Source organism: Streptomyces sp. WG7, from assembly GCF_049975785.1.
Taxonomy (GTDB): Bacteria; Actinomycetota; Actinomycetes; order Streptomycetales; family Streptomycetaceae; genus Streptomyces.
This window is the reverse complement of the sequence record NZ_JBNGGE010000002.1, coordinates 1-14,279: the sequence shown is the minus strand read 5'-3', so window position 1 is coordinate 14,279 and position 14,279 is coordinate 1. Positions and strand designations below refer to the sequence as shown.

The 14,279-nt window shown below is 73.4% G+C and carries 14 protein-coding genes; 2 read left to right on the top strand and 12 right to left on the bottom strand.

The genetic code is table 11. The annotated features are described in order from the left end of the window. Positions 1–206: 206 nt before the first annotated feature. The 11 genes from ACP4J0_RS02420 to ACP4J0_RS02370 form a co-directional block, all read right to left on the bottom strand. Positions 207–1,145, bottom strand: coding sequence for a hypothetical protein (locus tag ACP4J0_RS02420; RefSeq protein WP_426596930.1), 939 nt, complete (start codon positions 1,143–1,145; stop codon positions 207–209). Continuing rightward, positions 1,142–1,792, bottom strand: a complete 651-nt coding sequence (locus ACP4J0_RS02415; RefSeq protein ID WP_426596929.1) for a flavoprotein — start codon at positions 1,790–1,792, stop codon at positions 1,142–1,144. Before ACP4J0_RS02415 ends, ACP4J0_RS02420 begins: the two co-directional genes overlap by 4 nt. Further along, positions 1,789–3,123 (bottom strand): M16 family metallopeptidase, encoded by a 1,335-nt coding sequence (locus ACP4J0_RS02410; RefSeq protein WP_426596928.1) that lies wholly within the window; start codon positions 3,121–3,123, stop codon positions 1,789–1,791. The genes ACP4J0_RS02415 and ACP4J0_RS02410 overlap by 4 nt, the downstream gene beginning before the upstream one ends. Continuing rightward, positions 3,120–4,406, bottom strand: a complete 1,287-nt coding sequence (locus tag ACP4J0_RS02405; protein ID WP_426596927.1) for a M16 family metallopeptidase — start codon at positions 4,404–4,406, stop codon at positions 3,120–3,122. Before ACP4J0_RS02405 ends, ACP4J0_RS02410 begins: the two co-directional genes overlap by 4 nt. Positions 4,407–4,482: 76 nt before the next feature. Next, positions 4,483–4,635 carry an LxmA leader domain family RiPP gene (locus ACP4J0_RS02400; RefSeq protein ID WP_184823924.1) on the bottom strand — a complete coding sequence of 51 codons (153 nt, stop codon included), beginning with the start codon at positions 4,633–4,635 and terminating at the stop codon, positions 4,483–4,485. A 99-nt stretch (positions 4,636–4,734) separates the two neighbouring features. Then, positions 4,735–5,757, bottom strand: a complete 1,023-nt coding sequence (locus ACP4J0_RS02395) for a T3SS effector HopA1 family protein (protein ID WP_426596926.1) — start codon at positions 5,755–5,757, stop codon at positions 4,735–4,737. A 1-nt stretch (position 5,758) separates the two neighbouring features. Continuing rightward, positions 5,759–6,877: a class V lanthionine synthetase subunit LxmK gene (gene lxmK / locus ACP4J0_RS02390; RefSeq protein ID WP_426596925.1), complete on the bottom strand. Its 1,119-nt coding sequence runs from the start codon at positions 6,875–6,877 to the stop codon at positions 5,759–5,761. Between the two features lie 128 nt (positions 6,878–7,005). Next, positions 7,006–8,658, bottom strand: a complete 1,653-nt coding sequence (locus tag ACP4J0_RS02385; RefSeq protein ID WP_426596924.1) for a DUF6297 family protein — start codon at positions 8,656–8,658, stop codon at positions 7,006–7,008. Then, a complete protein-coding gene (locus ACP4J0_RS02380) occupies positions 8,651–9,313 on the bottom strand; it encodes an ABC transporter ATP-binding protein (protein WP_426596923.1) in 663 nt (220 codons plus the stop codon). The genes ACP4J0_RS02385 and ACP4J0_RS02380 overlap by 8 nt, the downstream gene beginning before the upstream one ends. Beyond that, positions 9,313–10,053 (bottom strand): class I SAM-dependent methyltransferase, encoded by a 741-nt coding sequence (locus ACP4J0_RS02375; RefSeq protein WP_426596922.1) that lies wholly within the window; start codon positions 10,051–10,053, stop codon positions 9,313–9,315. The genes ACP4J0_RS02380 and ACP4J0_RS02375 overlap by 1 nt, the downstream gene beginning before the upstream one ends. A gap of 232 nt (positions 10,054–10,285) precedes the next feature. Further along, the gene (locus tag ACP4J0_RS02370) at positions 10,286–11,023 is read right to left on the bottom strand and encodes an SAM-dependent methyltransferase (RefSeq protein WP_426597267.1); all 738 of its coding nucleotides are present in this window, start codon (positions 11,021–11,023) and stop codon (positions 10,286–10,288) included. A 215-nt stretch (positions 11,024–11,238) separates the two neighbouring features. On the opposite strand from ACP4J0_RS02370, the gene ACP4J0_RS02365 reads away from it, so the two are divergent. Both ACP4J0_RS02365 and ACP4J0_RS02360 read left to right on the top strand, forming a co-directional pair. Further along, a complete protein-coding gene (locus tag ACP4J0_RS02365) occupies positions 11,239–12,069 on the top strand; it encodes an oxidoreductase (protein ID WP_426596921.1) in 831 nt (276 codons plus the stop codon). Between the two features lie 326 nt (positions 12,070–12,395). Continuing rightward, positions 12,396–13,988 carry a S8 family peptidase gene (locus ACP4J0_RS02360; protein WP_426596920.1) on the top strand — a complete coding sequence of 531 codons (1,593 nt, stop codon included), beginning with the start codon at positions 12,396–12,398 and terminating at the stop codon, positions 13,986–13,988. A 141-nt stretch (positions 13,989–14,129) separates the two neighbouring features. On the opposite strand, the gene ACP4J0_RS02355 is transcribed toward ACP4J0_RS02360, so the two are convergent. After that, on the bottom strand, positions 14,130–14,279 hold a 150-nt coding region (locus tag ACP4J0_RS02355; RefSeq protein ID WP_389455262.1), incomplete at its 5' end, for a 2-oxo acid dehydrogenase subunit E2.

Genomic DNA, 14,279 nt, shown 5'->3' with positions numbered 1-14,279 from the left:
AGTCCGCAGTAGTCCGCAGAACCTGAAGCGGCTGCCCGACGACCGGCTGCCCGCGGCGACGCCACCCACGGCCCCGGTGATCTGCTGACCGCCTGGCCGCGGTGAGGGGCGGATGTCAGCTGAGGGACGGGAGTCGGTGAGGGCCTCGGTCGCTCACAGGCGCTGGTGGGCGGCGTCGGCGGTCCTGAGCCTCCTCGATGCACCGGTCACGCCTCGGGAGCGGCGGTTGACAGCGGCGCGGCGACGGCGTCCAGAGCGGCTCGGCCCGACGTGTCCACCAGGTCGGGGAGCAGGGCGATGCAGTGTTCCAGGCCGTCGGTCCAGCCGACGTACGCCGCGTAGTCCGCGACGTGGACGACGCTGCGCAGGCCCGCTGCGAGGGCGAGGGGGGTGAGGTCGTCGGGGGCGAGGGGGCCGTAGCCGGTGAGGAGTGCGGTGGCCAGGGCGGCGAAGGGCGGGGCATGGGTGGGGCCGCAGAGGCGGGCCATTTCGGCCAGCTCTCCTATGAGCCAGCCGGTGTCGAAGGCCGCCGGGCCGTGGGAGAGGGTCTCGCCGGTGAGGAGGACGGCGTGGGCCGGTGCGGGGGACGGGATGATCAGGCCGACCGAGGGCTCGCCGTGCAGGAGTGTCCACGGGCGGGCCGGGGTGGGGGTGGCGAGGACGTCGCACCAGTCCGAGAGTTCGCGCAGGCGGGCCGGACCGAGGACGGCGGTCAGGCGGTGGTGGGCGTGGTCGTCGGCCGAGTGCAGCCAGCGTGCCAGGCGGGTGACGGGTGGGGGGACGGGGGCCGGGTCGATGAGGACGGGGCCCTGGGCGTGGAGGGAGCGCAGGGCACGGCCCGTACTCGCCATGGCCGGGGTGAGGGTGTCGCGGTGGGCGGGGTCCGCGGGGTCGGCTGTCGGGGGCCAGATCAGGTGGCCGAGGGACGAGCCGCCGGCGACCCGGTACTCGTACGCGCCGTCTTCCGCGAGCTCGGCGGCCGCCAGTCCGGTGCCGGCCGGGAGCGCGGGGAGTGCGCGGGCGGGGATGCCGTCCTGGAGGACCTCGCGGCGCCAGAGGTGGCTGTCGCCGGACCGGTAGACGCGGGTGTGGAGGCGGCCCGTGCGCATGTCGCGGACGGGGGGACCGAGCGCGGAGTGGTTCATGCCGATGCCGCTTCCGTCCGCAGCGCCGTGTGCCTGGCCTGGAGCTGTTCGACGACCGCCGGCATGGGGGGCGGCACGCGGGCGTCGTCGCGGCCCGTGGTGATGCTGCGGCCGGGGACCGGGGGGACGACCACGACGTTCTTCTGTGCGGAAAGGGTGGCGAGGTGCGTGCGGACCGTCTCGCTCCGGTCGGCGCCCGGGGGGAGGCAGGGGGCGACCGCGACCGGGGCTTGAAGGCACTGCAGGGCGAGGAGGACGGGGGTGTCGGCCATGCCGGTGGCGTACCGGCTGATGAAGTTCACGGTGGCGGGGTAGACCAGGACGGCGTCGGCCCACTGCGCGAGCTCGACGTGGAGCGCCCCGGCCCCGGTGTCCGTGTCCGGCGGCCACTCGTCGACGAGGGTCTCGCGGCCGCCGAGTGCGGTGAGCGCCTGGCGCGCGACGAAGCGCTCGGCGCTGCGGGTGACGACGGTGCGCAGGTCGAGCCGGGGGTACGTCATGCGCAGCCAGCTGACCCAGGTGGGCAGTTGCCAGGCGTGCAGTGCGCCGGTGCCCACCAGGAGCAGGCGTTCGAAGGTCAGGGCCGGGGCGGGGGCGGCGAAGGGGTTCGCGGCCTGGGGCGTGCCGGATGACGGGGAGCTGGTCACTGTGGGGTCTCTCCGGAGGTGAGGACGGTGGCGTCGCCGACCACGACGCGGGACGTGGGGCCGGGGCCGAGGAAGGCGCGCGCGGCGGCCGTCACCTCGGCCGGGGTGACGGTGCGCAGCCGCCGGGCGTAGTCCTCCGCCCAGTCGAGGGGGATGCCCCAGCAGCACAGCGTCGAGAAGAACTGGGTGAGGGCGGCGGGCGAGGCGCGCAGGGCGGCGATCATGCCGAGCGAGTAGCGGCGCGCGTCCTCGACCTCGGACGGCTCCGGTGGGCGGTTCGCCATCCCGGTCCACTCGGCGCGCAGCTCGGACAGCACCGTGTCGGTGGCGGCGGTCGCGCAGGCGCCTTCGAGGAGGACGCTGTGCGTGCCGAGCATCTGGTCGAAGTACGACACCACATGGCACGACAGGCCGAGGCGCTCACGGATCCGTCCCATCAGGCGGGAGGAGAAGTATCCGGCGAAGACGGCGTTGGCCAGGGCCAGGGCCGGGTAGCGGTCGTCCTCCCAGGGCACGCTGGGGAAGGACATCAGGAAGTGCGACTGGAGCGCGCGGGGGCGGTGGACGACGACCTGGTGGTCGCGCGGGGCGGGCAGCGGCCCGGCGGCGGGGGAAGGCGCTGCGGGGGGCCGGGCGTCGATGCCGGCGAACGCGGCTTCGGCCAGGTCCAGTGCGTGCTCCGGGGGCAGGTCCGCGACCACGACGAGATGGGCGCCGGACAGGCGCAGCATGTACCGCCTCGCCGTTTCGACGTCGGCGGCGGTGAGGGCGGTGATGTCGTCCGGCCCGGGCAGTCCGGCGAAGCAGCCGAGGGGCCCGAACCGGCTGGTCCACAGCGCCTCACGGGCGGCGGTGGCGGGGTTGGACGCCTGCATGGGGGCGCGCCGCGCCAGCCGGGTGCGGGCCAGTGCCACCCGATCGGCGGGGACGGCCCGCGGAGTGAAGGGGAGGGTGAACTCCCGCAGGAGGTCCGCGAGGCCGGCCGGGTCGACGTGGGCGGTGGTGATGAACCACTCCGCCGTCCGGGCGGAGCGCAGTTCGTGGTCGGTGCCGCGCAGCACCGCGTCGGCCAGCAGTTCCGCGAGCGCCGACTCCCGTGGTGTGCCCGGGGTGTACGGCTGCTGCAGCTGGACTTCCGCGGTCGCCGCGTGGGGGTCCTGGACGGCGACGGCACGCAGGCCGCAGTCCAGCGCACGCCAGGCGGCGGCGGGCAGGCTGATCCGGTCGTCGGAGCCGAGCGGGGGCAGCGGCCGCGGTGCGGCGGCGGACGCCAGCTCGGCGGCGCCGCGGTAGCGGGCGTGGCCGGGCAGCGGTGTGCGGAGGCTGCTCATGCGGGGTCGCCTTGGGGTGGAGGGCCGACGGTGAGGGCGGCGGGGTCCTGGCAGACCAGCCGGCCGGCCGCGGCGGCGGCCTCTGCGGGGTCCACCTGTGCCAGCAGGGCCGGGACCTCGGCGACGAGGTCGGGCCGGTCGTGCAGCAGGGTGAACGCGCCCAGGGCGCGGGCCTGCCGGAGAGGTTCGGCGTGACGGCGGGCCCAGCCCAGGCGCAGCAGGCGGACGGCCCGGGCGAGCCGGTCGGGGCGCGGGCCGTCCGCCGCCAGGGAGGTCAGCTCCCGCTGGACGAAGGCGGCCAGATGCCGGGGGTCCTGGCCGTCGTGGTGGAGCGTCACGACGAGGGAGTCCGGGTCGAGCGCGTCGAAGGGGGCGAAGAAGCCGCACTGCGCCTTCACCGAGGTCACGGGCAGCCGGTGGGCTCCGGCGGCTGCGGCGAGGCCGCCGGGGGAGTCGCCGGTGAGCATTCCGGCGAGCACCACATGGGCGGCGTAGCCGAGGGGGTCGGTACGGAAGGACGGCAGCCGGAAGCCGAGGGCGGTGGCGTGAGCCGTGGTCCGGGCGTCCGTGACGCGGCGCAGGCGGGTGGAGCCGGGCGGCGGCTCGGGCAGTGCGGGCGCCACCGCGGCGGGCCGCGCGGGCAGGGCGCCGAAGTGCCGCGTCACCAAGCGGGTGACGTGCTCCTCGGGGAGGTCCGCGACGACGGTGAGTACGGCGTTGGAGGGGGTGTAGTACGCGTCGAAGAAGGCGGCGCAGTCCTCGACCGTCGCCCGCTCCAGGTCCTCGAAGACGCCGTATCCGTTGTGCGCGTTGGAGAACTTCCGGTACATCGCCCCGGGCAGCTCGGTCCACGGGAAGCCGCCGAAGGGCCGGTCCAGGACATTGCGCCGGACCTCTTCCTTGACGACCGCGAGCTGGGTGCTCAGATTCCGCTCCGTGAATTTCGGCGCGGCCATGCGGTCCGATTCCAGGAACAGCATTCTTTCCAATGCTGATTCTGGTGCGCTCTGGTAATACTCGGTGTAATCCTGCCGGGTTGACGCATTGGCCGTCCCGCCGGATCCCTGAACAACCGAGAAATGTTGGGAAGGGGCGATGCTGGCGCTGCCCTGGAACATGAGGTGCTCGAAGAGGTGCGCGAATCCGCTGCGGCCTTCCGGCTCGGAGCGGAAGCCCACTCCGTAGTGCACGCTGACGCTCGCGAGGCCTTTCGGGCCGTACCGGCCGTGGACGGTGCGAAGGCCGTTGGGCAGCACGGACCGGGAGGGAGACAGGTCGGTCATCTACTGCCTTCCGCGCGGGCACTCCGGGCCGGGATCCGACTGTCCCCGGCCCGGAGGCGCTGGTCGGTCGCCTGGATCAGCAGCCGAAGATGGCGCTGACGGTGATCGCGCAGCCCTGCGAGGAGGTGACGGTGCTCGTGATGGCCGGCGCCTCCGAAGCGTCGGCGGCGGCGACCTCCTCGGTGCTGGCGTAGGCGGAGTAACCCTCGAAGAGCTCAACGGCGTCCATGGAATTCACCTTTCTCTGAGGAAATATGGATGAATATCGCACGGAGGTCAGCTTTCTGCCCCGCACGCGATGTAATGCTTACATATTCCATGGAGGCGTTCAATGGGGAAAAGGAAGATCTGGGGAATCAATATTCCGATGCAATGCGGAGGGGTCGATTCCTGATTCGGCCAGCCGAGTGAGCACATACGTGTGCGCACGTGAGAGGTCGCCGTCCGCCATCGCGTCCACGACTCCCTCGGCGATCGCGAGGCTGCGGTGCTGGCCGAAGCTGCCGCCCGACCGGCCCGGCCGGGCGTCGTCCGGCTCCCACGCCAGGGACAGACCGGGCGCGAGGGCGCGGGCGAAGGCCGAGGTCTCCGGGCCGACGTCCGCCGCGGACACGGCCCCTGCGACGGCGGGTACGGCGTGCCAGGCCGCCGCGCCCAGATAGACCACCATCCCGTCGAGGCGGGGCAGCAGCGTCCGGCTGGAGGTGATCTTGGACCGGTAGGGGACCTCGAGCCCCTCCAGCACGCCGAGCACCGCGCTCCAGACCCGCACGGCCGCGCCGGGGTCGGTCAGATGGATGTACAGCCGCACCAGCGGACCGGGACCGCAGCTGCCCCGGGAGCCGTCCACCAGGAAGAAGCCCGGGGACAGCCGGGGCCGCGCGGTCGGTAACCGCAGGACGTGGTACCCGTCCCCGGACACGCCGCCCACAAGCTCCGGCGGTGCCGCGTCCGGCAGCCGCACCCGTACGCCTCCGACCGTGGCCACCGGGCCGCCGGGACCTGGGCCGCCGAGACCTGGGCTGCCGGGACCTGGGCCCCGTTCGGCGGGGCCGTCGAGCAGGCGTGCGGCCACCGGTGTGGTCGCATGCGGCACGGCTTGGGCCAGGGGCACCTCCAGCGCCGGGTCGCGGCGCAGGATCCCGGGCTTGTCGCCGAAGGCGTGCCCGGCGTGGAAGACCTCGTACAGCGCGGTGCCCAGACGCTGGCACAGGCGGCGCGGACGGTCCGCCGTCACATCGCGGTCGCCCAGACGCACACCCGTACCGTCCGGCGACAGGGAGACCGCGGCCAGCACGTGCGAGACGGCGGGATCGAGCGCGCCCTGCCGGGTGTTCTCCGCGACGGTCATCTCAACCCTCCAGACCTATGGTCCTGGCGAACTTCTCCGGCTGGAGCAGCGCCGTCCGGCCGATACCCGAGGCGGCCCGGCTCATCGTGTCCAGGCTGGGCTGCTGCTCGGCGGAGGCGATCATCCGGTCGATCAGATGCCAGCCGGCGAAGCCGGTGGCGCGGGCCGCCACCTCGGCCGCGTCGCCGCCGGACAGGCCGGCCGCCTCCCGGTATCCGGCCCAGAAGGCGGTGTTACGGCTCCGCAGCCGCGTCAGTTCGCTCACACCCCGCTCGACGATGTCCTGGTGCGAGAGCTGCGCACGCTCCGCCGAGCCCTCGGGGATGCCGAGCACCGCCCGGTACAGCCACTCCCCGGCGAAACTGCCCACGTCCCGGGCCGGGTCGGCGAGCCGGAACTCCTCCCAGTCGCACACGTACAGGTCTCCCTCGTGCCAGAGCAGCTGGTCGAGCCGCAGGTCGCAGTGCGCGGGCGCCTGCGCCGCGGCACGCTCCCGCGCGCGCAGCCCCGTCAGCGCGGACCGCAGCTCGCCGTCGTTCTGCAGGAGCCGCCAGGCGTCGAGCATGGCCCCGCTCGACAGCACGTACGTGGACAGCGGGATGGCCTCCAGGAACGCCAGCGGCGGCAGCATCGGCGGTGAGGTGTCCAGCGGGCGCGGCGCCCGGGCCACCGCCTGCCCGCCCACCGCGTGCAGCGCGCCGATCGCACGGCCCGTCCGGTACGCCATCTCCTCCGGGAACGCGTCGTCCTCGGCCAGTGCGTTGCCCGTCCGGGAGCCGCGCAGCCAGGCGAAGGCGATCAGCAGCTCGGGTTCGTCGAAGCCCAGCAGCCGCGGTGTACGCAGCTCCGGAACCGGGTGGGCGGCTGTGAACTCCTCGAAGTCGCGCATACGGGCGAACCGTTGCCGCGCGTCCGGCTTCAGCGCGTCCACCTGCTTGACGAAGACGTCCACACCGGTGTCCGTCGTCCCCGTCACGCTCTGGTTGCTGCCCAGCGGCGCCGTCGTGTCCGAGCCTGCCAGACCGCCCAGTCCGAGCCGGTCCAGCAGCACGTGCACGGTCGCCGACGAGCCGAGCCCGGTGGCCGGCGCCGAAGCCCACGCCACGCTGTTCACCGTCATAACGGCGTTCCCCCCTCGAAGTCATTCGGTCGGACGAACTCGTTGAGCAAGAAGGCCGTGGAGCAAGAAGGCCGTGGATCAGGAAGGCCGTAAAGCGAGGCGGTCGCAGAGCGACGTGCCCGGTGGGCTCACCGGCCCCGCATGGTCCTGCGCGCCGTCACCCCCACCCACCAGGCCATCCCCGCCCCGACGACCAGGGGCCACAGCAGCCCCGCGGCACCCGGCTCCGCTCCGCGCACCGGACCGTCCACGATCGCCAGGCAGCCCAGCGCCACCAGCGGTCCCCGCGCCTGCCACAGCAGCGCCGCCAGTGGCCCCGTGTCGCCCAGCGGCGTCATCGAACCGATCATCAGATGCACCGGTACGACGCCCCGGTAGGCGCTCACCAGCGCGGCACCGACCAGCGCGGGCACCAGCGCGGGCAGCACCAGCAGCCGGTCCGACCACAGGCCGGCCCCGGCGGCCGCCGCCGCGCCCAGGGCGAACAGCACCAGCAGCCCCGCCGCGGGCACCACCCCGTGCCACAGCGCCAGCACCCGGGCGGGCCAGGGCAGATGCGCCGAGCGCCGGACGTCGTCCGTCTCCAGACGGGCCGGTTCCGCCAGTTGCGCCGCGGCCAGATACCCGGCCGGCAGCGCCATCAGCGGCACCGCGGCCGGTGTGTCGTCCAGGCACAGCAGCGCCACGGCCGCAGCGGCCCAGATCGCTGCCCACACCGGCCGCCCCGGTGCGCGCAGCAGCGCGGTCGCATCCCGCCACGGGACGAGCAGCCACCCCCGTCGCGGGAACGGCAGACGCACGGCGGAGCGCACGGTGCGCGAGCGAGTGGCTCGTACGGCCGCTCGTGCCTGCCGCAGGTCCAGGGAGTACAGGGACGCCTGCACCCGCAGCGCGGTGCCCGCCTGGGTGCGCAGCACCCGGGCCGGGATGCGTGCTGCCGCGTCGGCTCCCGCCCGGCCCGCTGCACCCAGCAGCAGGGCCGACACGGCGACCCCGGCCCACCCGGCTGCCGCGGGGGCCCCGCCCGCCACCGCCACCAGCGGCAGCGCGGCCCAGCCCCACGGCCCCGACCAGGGCACGACCCGTTCCCCGGCCCATGAGCCGCCCGCCAGTGAGACGGCGGCGAGCAGCCAGAGGACCGCCACCACCGCCCACGCCGTCCGCCGGATCCAGGTCCTGCGCCGCAGCCCGGTGTCGCTGTGCAACTGGACCAGGGTGGCCAGGGCGGTCCCGGCGAAGCCGGCCGTCGCGCCCGTCATCGCTCCCCCGGCGGTCGCGGCCCACCAGGCGCCCGCCCCGAGGGCGTGCAGCAGGAACCCGGCCACCGCGCCGACCGCGGTCGCGATCGCCGTGGTCGTCACCGACGCCACGACGAAACGGGGCAGCAGCAGGGCGCGGCGCAGCACCGGCTGCGGCAGCAGCCACGACAGCGCTGCCCGCTCCAGCAGCACCGGCCCCTGCCACATGGCCCGCCCGGCCAGCATCAGCACCACGGTGGCCAGCACGGCGGGCAGGGCCGTCGGCAGCGCCGACAGCACGCGCTCGGCCACCGGCCCCCGCAGCCGGCCGTCCGCGCCGGCCTGCGCTGCGGCGACCAGCAGGGGGACGCCCCAGATGCCGACGAGCAGCGCCGTGCAGTACAGCGTGTAGGCGATGCTCTTGCGCCGCTCCTCACGCCGCCCCGCCCGGACCAGCCGGATCCGGGCCAGGACCGCGCCGGTGTGCTGGGCGGCGTCGGCCTCGTCCACGGTGCGCACCGGACGCGTCATCAGCTCAGCCACCGGACACACCCGCGACCAGCAGGCCCTCGCCGGACACGGTGTACTCGGCGTCGGCCACGGCGTCCGCCAGCTCCCGGTTGTGGGTGGCCAGGAGCACCGCTGTCCCCCGCTCCTTCGCGGACCGCAGCCGTCCGGCCAGCCGGGCCCGGGCGTCCGAGTCGAGTCGCTGCTCGGGCTCGTCGAGCAGGAGCAGCTCGGCGGGCCGGACGAAGGCGTGCGCCAGCGCCATCAACTGGTTCTGCCCGGAGGACAGCTGGTGTGGCAGCGCGTCGGCGCGCTCGGTCAGATGGTGCTCGGCCAGCACCTCGTCCACCGCGTCCTCCGCCCCGTCGCGCAGGCCGTGGGCCAGGGCGACGAGCATCAGATGCTCACGGACGCTCAGGTCCGGATAGCCCACCCCGCTGTCCAGGACGGCGGCGACGGTGGCCCGTACGGCCCAGTCGTCCTCGGAGACGGCCGTGCCGCGCAGGGTGACGCTGCCCGACTCCGGGAGCTCCTGCCCGGCGGCGAGCCGCAGCAGAGTGGACTTCCCCGAGCCGTTCTCACCGAGCAGGACGACGCACTCACCCGCGCCGACGGCCAGGCTCACCCCGTTGAGGACGGCCCGGCCGCTGTACCCGTGCCGTACGTCCGCCAGTTCCAGCAGGGCGCTCATTACGCCGCGTCCGCCGCCTCGTAGACCGACACATGGCGCTGGCTGCCGGGACCGTAGGGCTCCTTCGACCAGCCCGCGTACCGCTCGACGAGCCGCAGACCCGCGCACCGGGCCATGGCGTCGATCTCGGCGGGCCAGGCGTAGCGCAGCGCGGTGTGGGCGGTGCGGGTCGGGCCGTCGGCGAGCAGGGCGAAGATCAGGACGATGAGCTGCTGCGACTGGACCACGTGGCTGCTCTCCAGCATCACCGTGCCCGGACCGAGGAAGCGGGTCGTGGTCTTCTCGCCCTCCTGCCGGTGGTACGGGGTGGGCTCGAAGGCCTCCAGGACCACCCGCCCGCCGGGGGCGAGATGCTCCCGCATCGCGCGCAGGCAGTCGATCTGCTTGTCCTGCTCGGGCAGCGAGAAGAACGTGTTGAGCGCCATCAGGACGACATCGTGCCGCCGGCCCGTGGTGGCCGTGAGGAAGTCACCCTCGATGGCCTTCACGGCACTGGCGGAGTCCCGCACGGCGAGGTCGGCGAGCATACGGGCCGAGGAGTCGATGCCGTACACGTCCACCCCGCGACCGGCCAGCGGCACGGCGAGCCGTCCGTTGCCCACACCCAGCTCCAGCACGGACCCCCCGGGCGGGCAGAGCGTCGAGACGAACTCCACGGTCTCGGCCGTGCCGGAGAGCGCGTCCGGGTACATCTGGTCGTAGATGTCCGCGAGAAGGTCGTCGTAAGCGTTGGTCCCCATGTGGGTGACGCTAGACATGCCCGAGCAGGTAGATCAAGAACGCATGATCAGCATGACCAGAAACCAATCCTCTCGCAGGAGAGCGGGATGACTCGCGTTCGAGCAGTTGTCCAGCGATCTTCGAGCGCCGCGTGCTGCTTTGGCACACGGCCGAAAAACTGCCCTCGGGAACAGCGGCTCGTACGGCAGGTCACCGTCCTCGGGTATGAGGGGCGGTGACCTGCCGCGGTGGTCACTCGGAGGTCCGGCGGAGTACGAGGGTGATGAAGCCGAAGCTGTCGCGGTAGCCGTGCAGCCATTGCGAGCGGTGGGTGGTGGCGACTTCGAGGGCCTCGGCGCTGTCGGGGTGCTCGGGGTGGTCCAGCGCCCACGTCGCCACGGATCCGGTCCAGCGCCACTCGAAGTCGTCGAGTTCCTGACGTGTGCTGAGGTGCCCGAAGACAGGGGTCCAGCCGTGGGCGACGACACGGTCCACGGTGGTCGCCAGGTCCTCGTACTCGCCCAGTATCTCGCGGGCCGCGGTGCTGGGCTCGCGCTCCCAGTAGGCGTCGCCGACCAGGACGCGGCCGCCGGGGGCGAGGTGCCGGCGGGCGGCGTCGAGGGTGGGCAGGAGACCGCCGAAGGCATGGGCGGCACCGACGCTGAGCACCGCGTCGAAGGGCTGGGGGGACGCGAACTCGGCGGCGTCCTGGTGGTGCAGTACGAGCCGTTCGCCGACTCCCAGGCCGGTCGCCTCCTTCCTGGCCCGGGCCAGGGCCGGAGCCGAGGTGTCGACGCCCTCGGCGGTCACGTCCGGGTGCGTGGTCAGAGTCCGCAGGAGCCAGGCCGCCTCACCGCAGCCGAGGTCGAGTACGCGTTCACCGCCCCGGTCCACGGTTCGACGGAGCAGCCGGCGCACCGACTCGTCGTCAAGAGGGCTGTTGACGGAGTGATCGGCGCGTGTCAGCCGAGAGATCAGATCGCGGTCCATGGCGCGCAGCCTGACAGTGTCGGACACGCTTCGCATCTGCTTTACCGCGCCGTTGACCAGACCCGCGCGTGCCGGACCCGCAGACCCGCGAGGGCTTCGGACGGTCGCGTCCGCCGTCATGGCCATTGGCTGCCACTGAGAATCTAGGACGGGCAACCGGCTTGTAGGGCAGGGTGGTTGGCGATTGCGGAGCTACGAGTCGTGAGGGAGTCGGCATGGACAAGGTGTGGCTGATCACCGGTGCGAGCAGTGGATTCGGGCGGGCGATCGCCGAGGCGGCCCTGGCCGACGGCGACGTGGTCGTCGGTGCGGCACGGCGCCCCGAGGCGCTCGCCGGTCTCGTGGACGCCCACCCCGGCCGGATGGAGGCGCTGCGCCTCGACGTCGCCGACACGGCCGCCGCGGAGGCCGCCGTGCGGGACGTGGTGGCGCGACACGGCAGGGTCGACGTACTCGTCAACAACGCGGGCCGTACGCACGTCGGCGCCTTCGAGGAGACGGGCGAGGACGAGCTGCGCGCCCTGTTCGACGTGCACGTCTTCGGGCCGGCCGCGCTGACGCGGGCGGTGCTGCCGCACATGCGGGAACGTCGCTCGGGTGCGATCGTGCAGATGAGCAGCATGGGCGGGCAGCTGTCCTTCGCGGGTTTCTCGGCCTACAGCGGCACGAAGTTCGCGCTGGAGGGCATGTCCGAGGGGCTCGCGGACGAGGTGCGGGAGTTCGGCATCAAGGTGCTCATCGTCGAGCCGGGGGCCTTCCGCACCGGCCTGTTCGGGGCGGGCAACGCCGGGATGAGCGCGGACAGCGGCGTGTACGCGAAGGTGAGCGAGACCCGCGGGCTGGTCTCCGGCGGCGACGGCAACCAGCCCGGCGACCCCGCCAAGGCGGCGGCGCTCGTTCTCGCCGCACTGGCGGCCGAGCGCACCCCGCTGCGCCTGCCGCTCGGCGATGACGGTGTCAGCGCGGTACTCGGCCACCTTGACCAAGTCCGCGAGGACGTCGAGGCGTGGGAGAAGCGCACCCGGGCCACTGCCTTCGGGGACTGAGCGGCGGCACACCGACGACTGAGCGGCGGCACGCCGGGGCTGCCCGGTGCTGCTGACCGGCGACCGACCGGCGGCTGACCGACGGCTGACCGACGGTTGGCCGGTGGGTCTGGAGCGAGGCCCGCGGGCGGGTCGCTCAGTCGGCACAGGGGCCCGCACATCCGTGCAGGGCCCTTGTGCAAATCCTCTGGAAGCCTCAATCTTTCGACTGACGCACAAAAGTCGCCCTGGATTGACATGCTCATGACCCATTGGCGTGGCCGAGGGCGGCCTGCTCGGCGTGCACGAACCCCACCACGCACCACCGACTGAGGAGGACCCCTCACATGGCAGTGCTGCGTCAGCACACTCACCGCACCACCCGGCGAAGACTGGCCGCCGTCAGCGCCGCGGCCACCGCGGCCCTCGCCGCGGGCCTCGTGTCCGCGCTCCCCGCGGGCGCCGCCCCGGCCGCCGCGGAGGGCCACGTCCAGTACCTGGACGCGGCGAACGCGGTCGCCGGCAGCTACATCGTGACCCTGAAGGCGGACGAGGCGAAGGCCGGTTCCTCCGAGGGCCGCGCGGTCGCCGAGCGCCACGGCGCCGACATCGAGCGCACGTACACCAAGGCCCTCAACGGCTACGCGGTCGAGGCCTCCGAGACCGAGGCGAAACGACTCGCCGCCGACCCGGCCGTCGCCTCCGTCGTCCAGGACCGCACCTTCCACGTCACGGGCACCCAGCCCAACCCGCCCTCCTGGGGCCTGGACCGCATCGACCAGCAGAGCCGCCCGCTGGACAACTCGTACACGTACCCGGACAGCGCCGGGCAGGGCGTGACGACGTACGTCATCGACACCGGCGTCCGCATCACCCACAACGACTTCGGCGGCCGCGCCTCCTACGGCTACGACGCCATCGACGACGACAACACCGCCCAGGACGGCCACGGCCACGGCACCCATGTCGCCGGCACCGTCGCGGGCAGCGCGTACGGCGTCGCCAAGCAGGCCAAGGTCGTCGGCGTCCGGGTCCTCGACAACTCCGGTTCCGGCACCACCGCGCAGGTCGTCGCCGGTATCGACTGGGTCGCCCGCAACGCCGTCAAGCCGGCCGTCGCCAACATGTCGCTGGGCGGCGGCGCCGACAGCGCCCTGGACGCGGCCGTCCGCAACGCCATCGCCTCCGGCGTCACCTTCGCCGTCGCGGCCGGCAACGAGTCCACCAACGCCTCCACCAAGTCCCCGGCCCGGGTGACGGAGGCGATCACGGTCGGCGCCACCACGTCGAGCGACGCCCGCGCGAGCTACTCCAACTACGGTTCGGTACTGGACCTGTTCGCGCCCGGCTCGTCCATCACCTCGGCCTGGAGCACCGGCGACTCGGCCACCAACACCATCTCCGGTACGTCCATGGCGAGCCCGCACGTCGCCGGCGCCGCCGCGCTCTACCTGGCCGACAACCCCTCGGCCACCCCCGCCCAGGTCGCGTCCGCGCTGACGTCCGCCGCCACGAGCGGCGTCGTCTCGAACCCGGGCAGCGGTTCGCCGAACCGGCTGCTGAACGTCGGCGACGGCGGCACCACGCCCCCGCCGGGCGACCGCTTCGAGAACACCGGCGACTACACCATCCGGGACAACGCGACCGTCGAGTCCCCGGTGACCGTCTCCGGCGTGCCGGGCAACGCGCCGTCCTCCCTGGCCGTCGAGGTGGGCATCGTCCACAGCTACATCGGGGACCTCCAGGTCCAGCTGGTCGCCCCGGACGGCACGGCGTACACGCTGAAGTCGTACGGCACCGGCGGCAGCGCGAACGACATCGACACCACGTACACCGTGAACGCCTCCTCGGAGACCGCGAACGGCACGTGGAGGCTGCGGGTCAGCGACAACGCCACATGGGACTCGGGACGGATCGACGCCTGGGCCCTGCAGTTCTGAGGTTCTGGCTGAGCCCGTGAGCCCGGTCTCCAGCAGGTAGGTGTCTCCTCGCCCTCGCGGAAGGAACCCGGGTCGGTGACCCGGCCCGCCGCGGGGGCGAGGTATGTCGCCCGGCTGTGTCCGCCGTATCCGCTGCCGTGTCTACGCCCAGGTGATCAACCGCTTCGGCTGTTCCAGGATCGCGGCGACGTCGGCGAGGACCTTGGAGCCGAGTTCGCCGTCGACGAGGCGGTGGTCGAAGCTGAGGGCGAGGGTGGTCACCTGGCGCGGCTTGACCTTGCCCTTGTGGAC

Excerpts from the sequence above, each read along its gene's own strand:
- ACP4J0_RS02370 (WP_426597267.1), bottom strand. The coding sequence starts at position 11,023 with ATGGACCGCGATCTGATCTCTCGGCTGACACGCGCCGATCACTCCGTC.
- ACP4J0_RS02410 (WP_426596928.1), bottom strand. The coding sequence starts at position 3,123 with ATGAGCAGCCTCCGCACACCGCTGCCCGGCCACGCCCGCTACCGCGGC.
- lxmK (WP_426596925.1), bottom strand. The coding sequence starts at position 6,877 with ATGACGGTGAACAGCGTGGCGTGGGCTTCGGCGCCGGCCACCGGGCTC.
- ACP4J0_RS02380 (WP_426596923.1), bottom strand. The coding sequence starts at position 9,313 with ATGAGCGCCCTGCTGGAACTGGCGGACGTACGGCACGGGTACAGCGGC.
- ACP4J0_RS02400 (WP_184823924.1), bottom strand. The coding sequence starts at position 4,635 with ATGGACGCCGTTGAGCTCTTCGAGGGTTACTCCGCCTACGCCAGCACC.
- ACP4J0_RS02405 (WP_426596927.1), bottom strand. The coding sequence starts at position 4,406 with ATGACCGACCTGTCTCCCTCCCGGTCCGTGCTGCCCAACGGCCTTCGC.
- ACP4J0_RS02375 (WP_426596922.1), bottom strand. The coding sequence starts at position 10,053 with ATGGGGACCAACGCTTACGACGACCTTCTCGCGGACATCTACGACCAG.
- ACP4J0_RS02365 (WP_426596921.1), top strand. The coding sequence starts at position 11,239 with ATGGACAAGGTGTGGCTGATCACCGGTGCGAGCAGTGGATTCGGGCGG.
- ACP4J0_RS02420 (WP_426596930.1), bottom strand. The coding sequence starts at position 1,145 with ATGAACCACTCCGCGCTCGGTCCCCCCGTCCGCGACATGCGCACGGGC.
- ACP4J0_RS02395 (WP_426596926.1), bottom strand. The coding sequence starts at position 5,757 with ATGACCGTCGCGGAGAACACCCGGCAGGGCGCGCTCGATCCCGCCGTC.
- ACP4J0_RS02360 (WP_426596920.1), top strand. The coding sequence starts at position 12,396 with ATGGCAGTGCTGCGTCAGCACACTCACCGCACCACCCGGCGAAGACTG.